The sequence below is a fragment of the Rhodococcus sp. NPDC019647 genome, assembly GCF_044389235.1.
Taxonomy (GTDB): Bacteria; Actinomycetota; Actinomycetes; order Mycobacteriales; family Mycobacteriaceae; genus Rhodococcus_F; species Rhodococcus_F oxybenzonivorans.
Genome location: NZ_JBIRXS010000009.1, coordinates 20,405 through 36,209 on the forward strand (window position 1 = coordinate 20,405; position 15,805 = coordinate 36,209).

The 15,805-nt window shown below is 65.4% G+C and carries 15 protein-coding genes; 7 read left to right on the top strand and 8 right to left on the bottom strand.

The features are described 5' to 3' along the window. Positions 1 to 24: 24 nt before the first annotated feature. From ACH49N_RS18300 to infC, 4 genes are all read right to left on the bottom strand, one after another. Positions 25 to 834, bottom strand: a complete 810-nt coding sequence (locus ACH49N_RS18300) for an RNA methyltransferase (RefSeq protein WP_358273933.1) — start codon at positions 832 to 834, stop codon at positions 25 to 27. A 38-nt stretch (positions 835 to 872) separates the two neighbouring features. Then, positions 873 to 1,262 carry a 50S ribosomal protein L20 gene (rplT, locus tag ACH49N_RS18305; RefSeq protein ID WP_005247385.1) on the bottom strand — a complete coding sequence of 130 codons (390 nt, stop codon included), beginning with the start codon at positions 1,260 to 1,262 and terminating at the stop codon, positions 873 to 875. 64 nt (positions 1,263 to 1,326) lie between these two features. Beyond that, positions 1,327 to 1,521, bottom strand: coding sequence for a 50S ribosomal protein L35 (rpmI, locus tag ACH49N_RS18310; RefSeq protein ID WP_109329424.1), 195 nt, complete (start codon positions 1,519 to 1,521; stop codon positions 1,327 to 1,329). A gap of 59 nt (positions 1,522 to 1,580) precedes the next feature. Next, the gene (gene infC / locus ACH49N_RS18315; RefSeq protein ID WP_159927154.1) at positions 1,581 to 2,222 is read right to left on the bottom strand and encodes a translation initiation factor IF-3; all 642 of its coding nucleotides are present in this window, start codon (positions 2,220 to 2,222) and stop codon (positions 1,581 to 1,583) included. A gap of 374 nt (positions 2,223 to 2,596) precedes the next feature. Between infC and ACH49N_RS18320 the strand changes: the two genes are divergently transcribed. Next, positions 2,597 to 2,983: a DUF1844 domain-containing protein gene (locus tag ACH49N_RS18320; protein WP_358273931.1), complete on the top strand. Its 387-nt coding sequence runs from the start codon at positions 2,597 to 2,599 to the stop codon at positions 2,981 to 2,983. An 11-nt stretch (positions 2,984 to 2,994) separates the two neighbouring features. Then, positions 2,995 to 3,729: an alpha/beta hydrolase gene (locus ACH49N_RS18325; protein WP_358273929.1), complete on the top strand. Its 735-nt coding sequence runs from the start codon at positions 2,995 to 2,997 to the stop codon at positions 3,727 to 3,729. A 6-nt stretch (positions 3,730 to 3,735) separates the two neighbouring features. Here ACH49N_RS18325 and uvrA read toward each other — a convergent pair whose 3' ends face one another. After that, a complete protein-coding gene (gene uvrA, locus ACH49N_RS18330) occupies positions 3,736 to 6,756 on the bottom strand; it encodes an excinuclease ABC subunit UvrA (protein WP_201453567.1) in 3,021 nt (1,006 codons plus the stop codon). 152 nt (positions 6,757 to 6,908) lie between these two features. Between uvrA and ACH49N_RS18335 the strand changes: the two genes are divergently transcribed. From ACH49N_RS18335 to ACH49N_RS18350, 4 genes are all read left to right on the top strand, one after another. Next, on the top strand, positions 6,909 to 7,598 hold the full coding sequence (locus ACH49N_RS18335; RefSeq protein ID WP_159921877.1) for an MBL fold metallo-hydrolase: 690 nt from the start codon (positions 6,909 to 6,911) through the stop codon (positions 7,596 to 7,598). Positions 7,599 to 7,723: 125 nt separating this feature from the next. Next, positions 7,724 to 8,662, top strand: a complete 939-nt coding sequence (locus ACH49N_RS18340) for a DoxX family protein (protein WP_159921875.1) — start codon at positions 7,724 to 7,726, stop codon at positions 8,660 to 8,662. A gap of 159 nt (positions 8,663 to 8,821) precedes the next feature. Continuing rightward, entirely contained in the window at positions 8,822 to 11,104 is a 2,283-nt protein-coding gene (locus ACH49N_RS18345; RefSeq protein ID WP_358273927.1) for an ATP-binding domain-containing protein, read from the top strand. After that, a complete protein-coding gene (locus tag ACH49N_RS18350; RefSeq protein WP_358273925.1) occupies positions 11,101 to 11,487 on the top strand; it encodes a DUF732 domain-containing protein in 387 nt (128 codons plus the stop codon). The genes ACH49N_RS18345 and ACH49N_RS18350 overlap by 4 nt, the downstream gene beginning before the upstream one ends. A 15-nt stretch (positions 11,488 to 11,502) precedes the next feature. On the opposite strand, the gene ACH49N_RS18355 is transcribed toward ACH49N_RS18350, so the two are convergent. From ACH49N_RS18355 to uvrB, 3 genes are all read right to left on the bottom strand, one after another. Next, the gene (locus ACH49N_RS18355; RefSeq protein ID WP_109329417.1) at positions 11,503 to 11,955 is read right to left on the bottom strand and encodes a universal stress protein; all 453 of its coding nucleotides are present in this window, start codon (positions 11,953 to 11,955) and stop codon (positions 11,503 to 11,505) included. A gap of 199 nt (positions 11,956 to 12,154) precedes the next feature. Next, entirely contained in the window at positions 12,155 to 13,027 is an 873-nt protein-coding gene (locus tag ACH49N_RS18360) for a hypothetical protein (protein WP_317768200.1), read from the bottom strand. A 22-nt stretch (positions 13,028 to 13,049) separates the two neighbouring features. Continuing rightward, a complete protein-coding gene (gene uvrB, locus ACH49N_RS18365; protein WP_109329415.1) occupies positions 13,050 to 15,212 on the bottom strand; it encodes an excinuclease ABC subunit UvrB in 2,163 nt (720 codons plus the stop codon). Positions 15,213 to 15,288: 76 nt separating this feature from the next. Here uvrB and ACH49N_RS18370 point away from each other — a divergent pair, with 76 nt between their 5' ends. Further along, complete coding sequence (locus ACH49N_RS18370; protein ID WP_317768198.1) at positions 15,289 to 15,804, top strand: DUF402 domain-containing protein; 516 nt, start codon at positions 15,289 to 15,291, stop codon at positions 15,802 to 15,804. Position 15,805: the final 1 nt, after the last annotated feature.

Below are 15,805 nucleotides of genomic sequence, written 5' to 3' on the forward strand. Positions count from 1 at the left end.
CCTATGCGATCGAAAATTTCCGTTTCAGCTGTCGGTTCGCGTGCTGTTCTGGACTCGTGCACTCGAGTACAGGCAGATAGCTGCCGCGGTCGCCAGATTCAGGCTCTCGGCACGGCCGTGGATCGGGATGCGCACCCGGTGATCCGCCCTCGCCGCCACGTTCACATCGAGGCCGTGGGCCTCGTTCCCGAACAACCACGCCGTCGGACGCGACAACAGGTCGTCGGCGTCGTCGAGGTCTACTTCACCGTCCGCCGCGGTGGCCAGCAACTGAATGCCTGCCGCGCTGATCGCGTCCAGAACAAGAGCCGTATTCCGTTCACGCACCAGCGGAAGATGGAACAAGCTGCCCGCGGACGCGCGAACGCACTTCCCGTTGTGCGGGTCGACGCTGTCGCCCGCCAGAATGGCAGCGTCTGCACCCACCGCATCGGCTACCCGGATAACTGTCCCTGCATTGCCCGGTTCTGCCACCGCGACCGGGACCGCAAGTAGCCGCGTGCCTGGACCCACCGCCTCCGACAGCGGAACGTCGAGGAGGTCACAGACGGCGACCAGTCCGGGTGGAGTGACCGTGTCGCTGAGACCACGCACCGCCCGGTCCGTCACCAGCGCCGTCCGAACTCCGATGGTCTCGGCCCGGCCGATCAACTCGGCGTACCGCTGCAGCGCGTCCTCGGTGTAGAACAGATCGTGCACGGCGCGGGTACCCAGGGCCTCCCCCACCGCGTTCTCCCCCTCCACGAGGAAGCGCCCTGCCTTGCGCCGTTCCGCCGCACGCAGGAGCTTCACAGCAGAAACGACCCGCGGGGTGCGCTCGGTGAGCGGGTCCACGGGTCGTTTCCGGTCTGCTGAACTGCGGGGTGCGAGACTCAGGCTGCTTCTCCGGCCGGAGCGTTCACATCAGCCGGGAGCGCTGCCTTGGCAAGAGCCACGAGACCGGCGAACGCAGCGGCGTCCGACACGGCGAGCTCGGCCAGGTTCTTACGGTCCACCTCGATCTCGGCAAGACGCAGACCCTGGATCAGACGGTTGTACGTGATGTCGTTCGCACGTGCAGCAGCGTTGATACGCGTGATCCACAGCTTGCGGAAGTCGCCCTTGCGCGCACGACGGTCACGGTAGGCGTACGTCAGCGAGTGGAGCTGCTGTTCCTTGGCCTTGCGGTACAGACGTGAGCGCTGTCCGCGGTAGCCGCTGGAGGCTTCGAGAATCGAACGACGCTTCTTCTGGGCGTTTACCGCCCTCTTTACGCGTGCCACTGAAAAATCCTGTCAATCTTGGGGCAGCTAGCTGCCCCGGGTGGTCAGTAAAAGGGGTGTCGACTCAGATGTCGAGCAGGCGCTTGATGCGCGGGGTGTCAGCCTTGCTGACGACAGCCGTGCCATCGAGGCGACGAGTCACCTTGGTGGGCTTGTGCTCGAGCAAGTGGCGGCGACCGGCCTTCTGGCGCAGGATCTTTCCGGTGCCGGACACCTTGAATCGCTTCGCGGTGCCGCTGTGGGTCTTCGACTTGGGCATGGAGTCCTCAGTTCTGTGTTTCCGGATCTGAACATCCGGATCGTGCTGGTGGAGTCGGACTAGCTGGTGGGCGCTTCGCCGGGCGCACTTCCGCCCGCCGGCTCCGACGGCGCCTGTTCGGCCGGCGCCGGAACTGCACGCTGAGCCGGAGGCGCTGCTGCGCTTTCCTGCGCCTTGACGCGTGTCTTCGCGCCCTTGTGCGGAGCGAGCACCATCGTCATGTTCCGGCCGTCCTGCTTGGCGGACGTCTCGACGAACCCGAGATCGGCAACGTCTGCACCGAGACGCTGCAGCAACCGGAAGCCGAGTTCCGGCCGCGACTGCTCACGTCCACGGAACATGATGGTGACCTTGACCTTCGACCCGGCCTCGAGGAAGCGAACGACATTCCGCTTCTTGGTCTCGTAGTCGTGATCGTCGATCTTCGGACGGAGCTTCTGCTCCTTGATGACCGTGAGCTGCTGGTTCTTCCGCGACTCACGCGCCTTCTGCGCTGCCTCGTACTTGAACTTGCCGTAGTCCATGATCTTGCAGACCGGCGGGCGAGCGTCGGGGGCCACCTCGACCAGGTCGAGATCGGCCTCGAGGGCCAAGCGGAGTGCATCTTCAACACGCACGATGCCAACCTGTTCACCTCCGGGTCCGACGAGGCGGACCTCGGGAACTCGGATGCGATCGTTGATGCGGGTCTCAGTGCTGATGGGGCCTCCTAGGTTGAACGGTCTGGTCTCGAGACCGCCAGCAGCCCGTACGCCCGGATTCCCAACAAAAAAGCCCCGCTGCGGTGAGAATTCACCATGCGGGGCCCGATGTCGACCGATCAGACAATCTCACGGCTTGCGCCGCTCCACCATCTCCTCGCGTGAGGAACCTGAATCGAGGCTCGCCTCGAAGCAGGTGACCGGACCACTGAACTGCAGTTTCACTGCCGCGCAGAGGTGGGAGTCGGACTCCACTTGCTGCCCCCGACAAAATCCGAAGGCGGTCGTTGGGTCAAGGGTAACATTTGCGCACCTCGTCGGCTAATCGACACCGGTGCGTTGCGGGTGAACGCCGAGATGGAAAGCTCTTCCGCATGACGCAGAACTCCGACGACGCCGTTACCGGCGGTGGCCTGAATGACAACGGGGGCCAGAATACCGAAGTGCGTGAGCTGGCCGAAGTGCCCGCAGTCGAGGTGATCAGCCGCGCAGCAGTCATGCTGATGAGTTCGGCGGCCGAAAAGCTCGGCCTGTCGGATCCGGACCCCGAATCCAGTCCGCACCTCGACCTCGACGAGGCCCGGCGCGTCATCACCGCACTCGCCGGCCTGGTCACTGCCTCGATCGAATACCTCGGACCGCACGCCGGACCCATCCGCGAGGGATTGCAGGCACTGCAGCGCGCATTCCGTGAGGCTTCGTCGCATCCCGACGAACCCGGCAAGGGTCCCGGCGAGAAGTACACCGGCCCGGTGTACTGAGGGGCGAGGCGATGACAACTTCCGCTCCCACGCAGGCGCACATCGTCCTTGTTCCCGGTTTCTGGCTCGGCGCGTGGGCCTGGGAGTCGGTCGCGGCCGACCTGCGGGACCGCGGCCATCATGTGACGGCCGTGACACTGCCGGGACTCGACTCGGTCGATACGGATCGCAGCGGCATAGGCCTCGATGATCACATCTCAGCGGTAGCCGGCGCGGTCGCAGCCACACCAGCGTCGGAGCGGGCAGTCCTCGTCGCCCACAGCGGTGCAGGTCCGGTGGCCTACGCCGTGACTGATCGCATCCCGGACGCGCTGGCGCGAGTCATCTACGTCGACTCAGGTCCTCTTCAGGACGGCGCAGCCCTGCGGAACGACCTCGATCCGTCAGCCACGGAGCTTCCGCTGCCCGGCTGGTCGGAGCTGGAAGCCGAGGGCAACAGCCTGGAGGGACTGGACAAGGCCATGCTCGAGACATTCCGCAGTCGAGCCGTGCCCGAACCCGCAGGGCCCGCCAGGGCCACGTTCGCACTGAGAAACAGCCGCCGCCTGGAGGTGCCCACCACAGTGATCTGCACCAGCTTCCCGTCCGAGGCCATCCGGCAGCTGGCCGGCGTGGGCCACCCAATGGCCGCCGAACTGGGCCGGATCACGAACGTCGACTACGTCGACCTTCCCACCGGCCACTGGCCGATGTGGTCGCGGCCGGCCGACCTCGCCGAGGAGATCGACGCGGCCGCCGCTCGATAGTCGACGTCAGCCCACTGCCGCGGTGTTCTTCGGTGCCCGCTTCCGCGACGTCACCGACTTCACCGCAGTGGTGGCTTTCGCGGAACCGGCCTTCGGCGAGGCCGGGGATTTCGCCGAAGCAGCTTTCGCCGACTTGCCCGCTCTGGCCGGCTTCTTCTTCTGCGCAGGTGTCACCGCGAGAACGCTGTCGAGGAACTTTCCGGTGTAGCTCTCGGGGACCTGAGCCACCTCTTCCGGGGTGCCCTGGGCCACCACCGTTCCCCCGCCGGATCCACCTTCCGGTCCCATGTCGACCACCCAGTCGGACGTCTTGATCACGTCGAGGTTGTGCTCGATGACGATGACGGTGTTGCCCTTGTCGACCAACCCGTTGACGACCCCGAGCAGCTTGCGGATGTCCTCGAAGTGCAGACCAGTCGTCGGCTCGTCGAGGATGTACACCGTGCGCCCCGTCGACCGTTTCTGCAGTTCCGCGGCGAGCTTCACGCGCTGCGCCTCACCCCCGGACAACGTGGGTGCCGGCTGACCGAGGCGCACATACCCGAGGCCGACCTCCACCAGCGTCTTCAAGTAGCGATGGATCGAGGTGATCGGCTGGAAGAAGTCCGCGGCTTCCTCGATGGGCATGTCGAGCACTTCGGCGATGGTCTTGCCCTTGTAGTGCACTTCGAGGGTCTCCCGGTTGTACCGCGCGCCGTGGCATACCTCGCACGGAACGTAGACGTCGGGCAGGAAGTTCATTTCGATCTTCAGGGTGCCGTCGCCGGAGCATGCCTCGCACCGACCGCCCTTGACATTGAACGAGAATCTGCCGGGCTGGTATCCGCGCACTTTCGCTTCGGTCGTGGACGCGAACAGAGTGCGGATCTTGTCGAACACGCCGGTGTACGTGGCCGCGTTCGATCGCGGTGTGCGTCCGATCGGCGACTGGTCGACCTGCACCAGCTTGTCGAGCTGATCGAGCCCGTTGATGCGGGTGTGACGACCGGGCACCTGCCGCGCACCGTTGAGTTTGTTGGCCATGACGGTGGCAAGAATGTCGTTGACGAGTGTCGACTTGCCGGAGCCGGAGACACCGGTGACCGCCGTGAGTACACCCAGCGGGAAGCTCACATCGATACCGCCGAGGTTGTGTTCCCGCGCGCCGATGACGGTGACCTGGCGTTTGCGGTCCACGGGACGCCGAATGGCCGGAACCTCTATGTGGCTGCGGCCCGACAGGTAGGCGCCGGTCAGCGACTCCTCGCACTCGAGCAGTTCCTCGTACGGGCCACTGTGGACGACCTTGCCTCCGTGTTCACCGGCGAGCGGGCCGATGTCGACGACCCAGTCCGAGGTCCGGATGGTGTCCTCGTCGTGCTCGACCACGATGAGAGTGTTGCCGAGGTCCCGCAGACGCGTAAGGGTCTCGATGAGTCGACGGTTGTCGCGCTGATGCAGGCCGATGGACGGCTCGTCCAGCACGTACAGCACACCCACCAGGCCGGAGCCGATCTGCGTCGCCAGCCGGATGCGCTGCGCTTCACCACCGGACAGCGTGCCTGCGGCACGCGCAAGGGACAGGTATTCGAGTCCGACGTCGAGGAGGAATCCGAGACGGGCCTGAACTTCCTTCAGCACCTGACCGGCAATTGCTTCCTCACGACTGCCCAATGTGAGGCTGTTGAGGAAATCGGCACAATCGGAGATCGACAGCTCACACACTTCAGCGATCGACTTCTTGCCGAACTTCTCGCTCGCAATGGTGACGGAGAGAATTTCCGGACGCAGACGTGCGCCAGCACACGCGGGACACGGTGTGTCGCGCATATAGCCGTCGTACCGCTCCTTCATCTGATCCGACTCGGTCTGGTCGAGGCGGCGGTGCAGGAAGGGCATGACCCCTTCGAACTCGGCGTAGTACGAACGGGTACGCCCGTACCGGTTCTTGTACCGGACGTGCACCTGCTCCTCGCTACCCTCGAGGATGGCTCGGCGCGCCTTCGCCGGAAGCTTGTTCCACGGCGTCTTCATATCGAAGCCGAGGATGTCTCCCAAGCCGGACAACAGCCGTCCGAAGTACTCGGAACTCTGCCCCATCGACCAGGGTGCGATGGCGCCGTCCTCGAGAGACAACTCGGGGTCCGGCACGACAAGGTCGGGGTCGACTTCCTTGCGGATGCCGAGACCGGTGCATTCCGGGCAGGCACCGTACGGGGAGTTGAACGAGAAGGAACGCGGCTCGAGGTCGTCGATGGACAGGGCATGGCCGTTGGGGCATGCGAGCTTCTCCGAGAAACGGCGTTCACGATCGGCGGCATTTTCTTCGCGATCGACGAAGTCGAGCACGACGATGCCTTCGGCGAGCCGCAGTGCCGTCTCGACGGAATCGGTGAGGCGCTGTTTGGAACTGGCCTTGACGGTGAGACGGTCGACGACCACCTCGATATCGTGCTTTTCCTGCTTCTTCAGCTTCGGCGGATCGGTGAGCGGATACACCACCCCGTCTACCCGCACACGCGAATAACCCTGGACGTTCAGTTGATCGAAGAGGTCGACGAACTCACCCTTGCGGGTGCGGACCACCGGAGCGAGTACCTGAAAGCGGATGCCCTCTTCCATGTCGAGCACCTGGTCGACGATCTGCTGCGGCGTCTGCCGGGCGATCTGCTCACCACACACCGGGCAGTGAGCCGTGCCTGCCCGCGCGTAGAGGAGTCGAAGGTAGTCGTAGACCTCGGTGATCGTACCCACGGTGGAACGCGGGTTCCGGTTGGTCGACTTCTGGTCGATGGACACCGCGGGCGACAAGCCCTCGATGAAGTCGACGTCCGGCTTGTCCATCTGACCGAGGAACTGGCGTGCGTATGCCGACAGCGACTCGACATAGCGTCGCTGACCCTCGGCGAAGATCGTGTCGAACGCCAGGCTCGACTTACCAGAGCCCGACAAGCCGGTGAACACGATCAGGCTGTCGCGGGGTAGATCGAGATCGACCCCTCGCAGATTGTGCTCACGGGCACCCCGCACGATAAGGCGATCCGCCACTCCAATTCCCTTCATTGTTCGACGGCCGAGGACGCTGCGCGTTCGTCGGGTCCTCCAGCCGTGTCATGGTAAGCGCGGCCACCGACACGTTTCCGCCGGACGGATGGCCGCCTGCCACTCACCTGCCTGTATTCGACGGTAGCCTCCCCACCATGACCGAGCAGCCCATGGTGATAGAAGACTCGTATACCGGCCACGTCTCCCCCGGCTCGGCGCCTCGACGCCGGACCGTTCCCGGAGCCACGATCACGAAGATGTCCGTCGGCCCCATGGACAACAACGTGTACCTGGTCGTCTGTTCCGCGACCGGAAAATCGGTCCTGATCGACGCCGCCAACGAGGCCGAACGGCTCGAACAGTTGATCCGCGAACACGCACCCTCCCTCGAACTGATCGTGACGACCCACCAGCACGGTGACCACTGGCTCGCCCTCGAAGCGGTCACTACCGCGACCGGAGTACCCACGGCCGCCCATCCCCTCGATGCGGAAGCACTGCCGGTCCGGCCCGACCGTCTCCTCGACGACGGCGACACCCTGTCCATCGGTGAGGTCACCTTCGACGTGATCCACCTCGCGGGTCACACCCCCGGTTCGATCGCACTGGCGTTCGCGGAGGCGGGCAATGGACGCACTCACCTGTTCACCGGCGACTCTCTCTTCCCCGGCGGAGTCGGCAAAACCGCTGATGCGGACATGTTCGCGTCGTTGCTGAACGATGTGGAGCAGAAGTTGTTCGCTCGCTATCCCGACGACACCGTCGTCTACCCCGGTCACGGCGACGACACCACCCTCGGTACCGAGCGTCCGCACCTCGGCGAGTGGCGCGACCGCGGTTGGTGAACCGCCCGACTGGGTACTGGGGAAGGGGCAGCCGGTCGGAAGTACAAGACTGTCGTACTCGGGACGGCTGCCTCGAACTCTCGTTAGTGTGAGACGGGAGAAACTCGATGATTGGGAGGCTAGGAATGCTTGTCCGTCGTATCGCTCGCCCACTGCTGTCGGCCGTGTTCATCAGCGGAGGGATCGATGCACTCCGAAATCCGGCACCGAGGGCCCAGGCCGCAGGACCGCTGATCGACAAGTCAACCGAAACGCTTCCTGAGTCCGTCACACAGAAGATCCCGTCCGACCCGGAGACGCTGATCAAGATCAACGCAGCCGTGCAGATCGGCGGTGGTGTTCTGCTCGCCACGGGCAAGGCGCCTCGTCTCGCGTCCCTGGCGCTGGCCGGAAGCCTGATTCCCACGACGGTGGCGGGCCACGCCTTCTGGAACGAGACCGATCCGGCCGCGAAAGCTGCCCAGCGCACCCAGTTCCTCAAGAACGTCAGTTTGCTCGGTGGTCTGCTGATCGCCGCAGTCGACACGGAAGGCAAGCCGTCGCTGGGGTGGCGTGGGCGCCGCGCCGCACGAGCAGCCCAGGCCAGTGTGGCGGCTGCGCTTCCACTCGGATCGAGCGACGATCATCACGGACCTGAGATCGCCGAGGCTCTGGCCGCGGCGGCGGAGCGGGCCAGGGTGCTTTCCGGTGAAGCCGCGGAGCGCGGTTCCGACCTGCTGGAGATCGCCAAGGAACGTGTGACGCCCATCGCGAAGGTCGCGGCGGACCGCGGCGCGGAGTGGGTGGACGTTGCCAAGGACCGCGGCGCGGAGTGGGTCGACGTCGCCAAGGACCGCGGCGCGGAGTGGGTGGATGTCGCCAAGGACCGCGGCCCTGTGCTGGCCGAACTCGCTCGGGAGAAGGGTGCCGACTTGGCAACGGTGGCCGTAGAACGAAGCGAGGTTGCGGGCAAGGCCGCCCGCAAGCAGGCGGAAATCGCCCGTAAGCAGGCCGAAATCGCCCGCGAGAAGGCGGAGCTCGCGTTGGAGAAGGCGCGCGCCAAGAAGATCGATCTGACGCACTGACGTCATTCTGCGGCGTCGACGCCCGCCGCAGACCATCTGATCGGCCCCGGAGAATGCCCTGACCTGCGACATCGGCGGGAGCACTCCGGGGCCGACTAGACTGTCCAGGCACTTTTGCAGCCGCGCCGGATCTGCAGCCGAACCAGTCAAGGAGACCTCTTGCCCGACCAGGACACGTCACGCGACGAGCGCGAGCTCGAGCAGCAGTACGTGACGATGCTCTACCACCGACTGGACGGGCTTCGCGACTATGCGGCCACCCGGTTGAGCCGTGTTCTGCTCGAGACTGGCGGTACCCCCCAGGCACGCAGTGAGCGCGAATCGTTCAACCAGCTCTACACCGAGGACCTCGCCAAGTATGACGCCGCCGAAAACGGCCTCTGCTTCGGAAAGATCGATCTGGATGGAGAGCACCGTTACATCGGGCGTCTCGGCATCCTGGACGAGGAAAACGACTACGAGACCATGCTGCTCGATTGGCGTGCGCCTCTGGCGCGCCCGTTCTACCTCGCGACCCCCGCCGCACCCGATGGTGTGACGCGACGCCGCCACATCCGTACGCGAAGCAGACGCGTGACGGCGGTCAACGACGAGTACTTGGATCTCGCGGCCGCGGAGGCCGCCGGGACCGTCACCGGTTCCGACGGTGTCGCGGGTGAGAGCGCCCTGCTGGCCGCATTGAACGCTGCCCGCACCGGGCAGATGAACGACATCGTCGAGACCATCCAGGGTGAGCAGGACGCCATCATCAGGTCCGAGCACAAGAGCGTGCTCGTGGTGCAGGGCGGTCCCGGTACGGGAAAGACCGCTGTGGCCCTACATCGCGCCGCCTACCTTCTGTACACCTACCGTCAGCAGCTCGCGAAAGCCGGTGTCCTCATCATCGGCCCGAACGCCACGTTCCTCGACTACATCGGCCAGGTCCTGCCGTCGCTCGGTGAGACAGGCGTGCTGCTCTCCACTATCGGCGACCTCTACCCCGGTGTCCGTGCCACGCGCGAGGACAGTCTCGAGGCCGGAACGATCAAGGGCTCCCTCGACATCCTCGATGTGCTGAAGAAGGCGGTCCGGGACAGGCAGGAGGTGCCGGCGCGGCCGATCGAGCTGACCTTCGACACCTACCGAATCACGTTGGATCGCAAGGTGGTCACGCGTGCCCGTGGCCGGGCGCGGTCGTCGCGGCGTCCCCACAACCTGGCCCGGCCGATCTTCGTGTCGGCGGTGATCGACGCCCTCGCCCAGCAACTCGCCGACACGCTCGGCGCCAACGTCGTCGACGGCGGCAACCTCCTCAGCCGGGAGGACATCGCCGACATGCGCGATGAGATGCGTGAAGACCCGGACATCATGAGCGCGATCAGCGCTCTGTGGCCGGAGCTGACTCCGCAGCGGGTCCTCGCAGAGCTGTTCGCCTCGCCGAAGCGACTGGCCGACGCCGCGCCCCAGTTGACCGAGACTCAACGCGCCGCATTGCACCGCACCGAGTCCGGAGGGTTCAGTGCCGCCGACGCACCGCTACTGGACGAACTCGCCGAACTCCTCGGAGTGGACGACGCCGCCGAACGGGAACGGGCGCGGCGGCAGTGGCGGGCTCAGATCGCCGATGCGCAGGGCGCACTCGACATTCTCACCGGTTCTGCGCCCCAGGATCTCGAAGACGAGTTGGATCCGGAAATCCTCATGGCCTACGACCTCATCGACGCGAGCCAGCTCGCCGAGAGACACGACGTGGGAGCACACCAGACGACGGCCGAGCGTGCGGCCGGTGACCGCACCTGGACCTACGGACACGTGATCGTCGACGAGGCACAGGAGCTGTCCGAGATGGCTTGGCGCATGCTGATGCGTCGCATCCCGAATCGATGGATGACCCTGGTCGGTGACACCGCCCAAACAGGTGACCCCGCCGGAACATCCTCTTGGCAGCGGATATTGGAACCGTACGTTGCCCAACGCTGGAAGCTGACGGAGCTGACAGTCAATTACCGCACCCCGGCAGAGATCATGACAACGGCGCGCCGGGTGCTCGCCGAGATCGATACCGAGCAGACGGTACCGCGCTCGGTCCGGGAATCCGGCTTCGTGCCGTGGTCCCGAAACGTGGCCACGTCGGACGTGGCGGACACGGTCCGTACTTGTGTGGCAGAGGAAACCGGCCCTGGCACCACGGCCGTGATCGGGGATCACGGCCTCGTGTCGGCCCTCGCGGATCTTCGCTCCGATTCGGTGAGCGTCCTGACCGTGAAGGATGCCAAGGGCCTGGAGTTCGACTCGGTGCTGATCGTCGAACCGCAGAGCATCGTCGACGAGTCGCCGCGGGGAATGAACGACCTCTACGTCGCGCTCACTCGCGCCACTCAGCGTCTCGGGGTGGTCCACGCGCGGCCCCTGCCCGCGGCGTTGTCCGATCTGACACCCGCAACGGTGGCGAACCCGTCGTGACGTCGTTCGGACGGAGCTTGCTGATCTGGTGCGCCTGTGCCCTCGGAACTGTGGCATTCAGCGCCTGCTCCCAGGCCACTGCCGCCGACGACACGTCGACAAGCCCGGCAGCGACGACAACCGCGTCCAGCAGCCTCGACGCCCGTGGATTGCGGTATCAGCAGACATTGGTCGATGCTGGACTCCCCGCCATGCCGGCGGACACCGTCATGGCCATCGCCAACGGCGTCTGCGGGCAGCTGTCCCGGGGAACCGATGAGGCGACCATCATGGAGCACTTGACGCCGATGGCGCAGTTCGCCTCGGCCGCATCGGATACGCACCTGACCACCGAGCAGGTGGCGCGGGTATTCCTCGATGCAGCCGAGGCGAATTACTGCTGACTGATCAGGCGCCGCTCAGCGGACCGTGTGGACGATCAGAACGTCGGACGTGGACTTGCGGGCCGCATCCGAGGGAACGGAGCCGAGCAGTCGTCCGGTCAACGTGTTGAGGCCGCGGTTTCCGATCACCAGAAGCCCGCCGTCGACCTCGTCGACCAACGCGAGAAGGGACTCGACGGGCGCACCCACGACTGCGCGTTCCACGACATCCTTGGCCCCGGTGGCGTGGGCGCGCTCCTTCGCGGTACGCAGGATCTCGTATGTGGGCGCGGAACCAGTGATCTGGTAGGCCTCGTCGCCCAGCGCATCAGCCGCATGGCCGACGTCCTTGGGATCAGCCGGGTAGTACGCACACGCGATGATCAGCTTGGCGCCGGCGTCCCCCGCAATGGCAGCGGCCTTCTCGACGGCCCGAAATGACGACTCGGAGCCATCGGTTCCGACGACAACGGTCCGGTAGGCGCTCATTCATTCCTCCATGTCTGGGGTGGTCACTTGGCCGGGGCCCCGCACACGTCGTGTCCGGACCCAGCGGCCACTGCGCTGACCCTAGCGGTATCGGTGCGTACATAGGGGTATTTGCAGCACAAGCCACAGCGCACCGCCCCCCTGCGTGATCAGTCACATTGCCGCGCTGTCCGCGTCTGTGACCTCCCCCGACGAGAAATCAGCTCGCGGTGCGGACCTTCGGACCGAACACTCCTGCGGGGAATACCCCGGCGGCCACGACGGTGTCGCGCCACGGCGTCGCGAGCTCGACCACGCGTGCCACCCCGTCTTCACCGAGCGCCGCCCACGGTGTGAGCGCAATATCGTCGGTGAGATCCTCGATCAGATTGCGCAGGTCGCTGCCGTCCGCGGTGAGTTCACCCCGAGCGTCCAGCAACTCCCGATCTCGAAGGCTGTCGCAGGCGGCGTTCCACTGGTCCTCGCTCCACCCGCGACGGGTCAGCGCGAACTTTTTCTGGAACCCGCGGCCCGTCGCGGTATGGGTGATCAGCGCCTCGAGCCCGCTCAGACCGGCGGTCTGCAACGCCGCGGTATGCCCGTCGCCGCGGTACTCGCGCAACACTGTCAGGGCATGCCAAAAGCTGAGATGCGGCGCCGACGGCCACTCCAACGCCGCGTAACCGGCGTAGAGCGGCCTGCCTTCGACCCCGGGGATGCCTCGCGCCGCGGTCGACAGCAGGTCGGCCGCCTCCGCCATCTCCGGTGACGCGATGACAGACTCCCCCAGCAGGCGGACATACGCCTCACCGACCGCACGGTAGCGAGCCTCGACGATCACGTGCGGCGCAGCCAGATCCCACGCCCGCGGGATCACCGCGGCGACGGCGTCGGGGCTGAAATTGAAGAAAGCGGCGGTGACGACCCCTGCGTTCACCGCACCCATGGGAGCCGCCCGACCGGCGAAGTAGCCCATCCGGCCCGGCTCCAACCCCACCTCGGCCAGTCGTTCCCCGACCTCGGGTACGAAGTAGCTCAGGGAATGAAGCAACTCCAACGATCGAGCGGCTCGACCGGCGCTCTGTGCATCCATGAGTCAGACGGTACTGCCTCGGCTACTTCAGGCCCGCGGCGTCCATCCCACGCAGCTCCTTCTTCAAGTCCGCGATCTCGTCGCGTAAACGTCCGGCAAGCTCGAATTGGAGGTCGCGTGCAGCGTTCATCATCTGATCCGTCAACTGCTTGACCAGGTCCGCCAGCTCGGCCCTCGGCATCGACTTGGTGTCGCGGCCTTCGTAGACGCCCGCACTGACCGCGCGGCCGGCTTCACCCTGGGCGCGGCGACCGCGCGAGGCGTTGCGGCCGGAACCACCCACGTCGACGCCGGCAGCGGTGTCCTCGGCCTCCTCGTACACCTGATCGAGGATGTCTGCGATCTTCTTGCGCAGCGGCTGCGGATCGACGCCCATCTTCTTGTTGTAGGCGATCTGCTTCTCGCGGCGCCGCTCGGTCTCCTCGATGGCGTGCTGCATCGAGTCGGTGATCTTGTCGGCATACATGTGGACCTGACCGGACACGTTACGAGCTGCGCGACCGATCGTCTGGATCAGACTCGTCGAGCTGCGCAGGAATCCCTCCTTGTCGGCGTCGAGGATCGCCACCAAGGACACCTCCGGCAGGTCGAGTCCCTCACGCAGAAGGTTGATACCGACGAGCACGTCGTACTCACCGAGCCGCAACTGGCGGAGGAGTTCGACGCGACGCAGCGTGTCGATGTCCGAGTGCAGGTACCGGACCCGGATACCGAGCTCGAGTAGGTAGTCGGTGAGGTCTTCCGACATCTTCTTCGTCAATGTCGTGACGAGCACCCGCTCGTCGCGGTCGGCCCGCTCCCGGATCTCGTGAACGAGGTCGTCGATCTGCCCCTTGGTGGGCTTCACCACCACCTCCGGGTCGACCAGACCGGTGGGACGGATCACCTGCTCGACGAACTCCCCGCCGGCCTGGCCCAGCTCGTACTTGCCAGGTGTCGCCGACAGGTACACCGTCTGCCCGATGCGCTGCGTGAATTCTTCCCACGTGAGCGGTCGGTTGTCGGTGGCCGAGGGGAGCCGGAATCCGAACTCGACGAGATTCCGTTTCCGGGACATGTCACCCTCGTACATCGCTCCGATCTGCGGCACGGTGACGTGCGACTCGTCGATGACGAGCAGGAAGTCCTCGGGGAAATAGTCGATGAGCGTGGCGGGAGCGGTGCCCGGGCCGCGGCCGTCGATGTGACGCGAGTAGTTCTCGATTCCGGAGCAGAATCCGACCTGCTTGATCATCTCGAGGTCGTACTGGGTGCGCATCCGCAGCCGTTGCGCCTCGAGCAACTTTCCCCGGTTCTCGAGGTCGGCGAGGCGTTCCTCGAGTTCGGCTTCGATGTCTTTGACCGCCCGCTCCATCCGTTCGGGACCCGCCACGTAGTGGGTTGCCGGGAAGATGCGCACGGAGTCGACCTGCCGGACGACGTCGCCGGTCAGCGGATGCAGGTAGTACAGCGCTTCGATCTCGTCACCGAAGAATTCGATGCGGACGGCCAACTCCTCGTACGACGGAATGATCTCGACGGTGTCGCCCCGGACCCGGAAGGAACCGCGGGTGAACGCCAGGTCGTTACGCGTGTACTGAACATCGACGAGAAGCCGGAGAAGCGCGTCGCGCGGAACCTCGACACCTACTTCGAGTTGCACCGACCGGTCGAGGTACGACTGCGGAGTGCCCAGGCCGTAGATGCACGACACCGAAGCCACGACCACCACGTCTCGACGGGAGAGCAGGCTCGACGTCGCGGAGTGGCGAAGGCGCTCGACGTCGTCGTTGACCGACGAGTCCTTCTCGATATAGGTGTCGGTCTGAGCGATGTACGCCTCGGGCTGGTAGTAGTCGTAGTACGACACGAAATACTCGACTGCGTTGTGAGGAAGCATGTCGCGCAGTTCGTTGGCGAGCTGCGCCGCTAGAGTCTTGTTGGGCGCCATGACCAGCGTGGGGCGCTGCACTTTCTCGATGAGCCACGCCGTGGTGGCGGACTTGCCGGTACCGGTGGCGCCGAGCAGGACCACATCCTTCTCGCCCGCGTTGATCCGCTTCTCGAGTTCCGCGATTGCCGCCGGCTGGTCACCCGCGGGTTTGTGATCGCTGACGACCTCGAACCGCGCCTCCGACCGCTCGATCTCACCGATGGGTCGGAACTCGGAATGTGCTACCACCGGGTGCTCGGATGCAAACGCCATGTCACCAGGGTAAGCGCAGGGACCGACAAGGTCCCGACCTGCGCCGGTGGCAGCGCAGTGCCGTAGGTTCTGCCTCATGGAAGGCGCTGCTCATCCGCACCCACCCAAGATCGAATATTTCGATCTCCGCAACAGCACCAACACGGATCCGAAAGGATTCGTCCGTCCGGTGGAGCAATTCCGCGTCGAGCCGTGGGGGCTCTACATGGCGCGGACGGCCGACCATCGGCAGTTCGACTACCTCGAGTCGTGGCTGCTTCCCGACCTGGGACTCCGGGCATCCATTTTCCATTTCCGGCCGGAGCATCGGCGGGACCAGGACCACTACGTCGACATCGGCGTGTTCACCCGGGGCGACGACATCTGGACGTCGGAGGACCACTACCTCGATCTGGTCGTGCGAACCGGGCGGAGCACCGAATTACTGGATGTGGACGAGCTGATGGAGGCGCACAGCGCCGGTCTGCTCGATACGGCCACCGCCGAGAAGGCGATCAGTACCGCCGTCGCCGCCATCGAGGGCCTGGCCACACACGGCCACGACCTCGGGCGGTGGCTGGCCTCGCTCGGAATGCCGATCGACTGGCGGTGAT

Bases quoted from the DNA above. Each gene is read 5' to 3' on its own strand.
- ACH49N_RS18325 (WP_358273929.1), top strand. From the start codon at position 2,995: ATGACAACTTCCGCTCCCACGCAGGCGCACATCGTCCTTGTTCCCGGT.
- ACH49N_RS18355 (WP_109329417.1), bottom strand. From the start codon at position 11,955: ATGAGCGCCTACCGGACCGTTGTCGTCGGAACCGATGGCTCCGAGTCG.
- ACH49N_RS18340 (WP_159921875.1), top strand. From the start codon at position 7,724: ATGCTTGTCCGTCGTATCGCTCGCCCACTGCTGTCGGCCGTGTTCATC.
- ACH49N_RS18335 (WP_159921877.1), top strand. From the start codon at position 6,909: ATGACCGAGCAGCCCATGGTGATAGAAGACTCGTATACCGGCCACGTC.
- ACH49N_RS18360 (WP_317768200.1), bottom strand. From the start codon at position 13,027: ATGGATGCACAGAGCGCCGGTCGAGCCGCTCGATCGTTGGAGTTGCTT.
- rpmI (WP_109329424.1), bottom strand. From the start codon at position 1,521: ATGCCCAAGTCGAAGACCCACAGCGGCACCGCGAAGCGATTCAAGGTG.
- uvrB (WP_109329415.1), bottom strand. From the start codon at position 15,212: ATGGCGTTTGCATCCGAGCACCCGGTGGTAGCACATTCCGAGTTCCGA.
- ACH49N_RS18370 (WP_317768198.1), top strand. From the start codon at position 15,289: ATGGAAGGCGCTGCTCATCCGCACCCACCCAAGATCGAATATTTCGAT.
- ACH49N_RS18320 (WP_358273931.1), top strand. From the start codon at position 2,597: ATGACGCAGAACTCCGACGACGCCGTTACCGGCGGTGGCCTGAATGAC.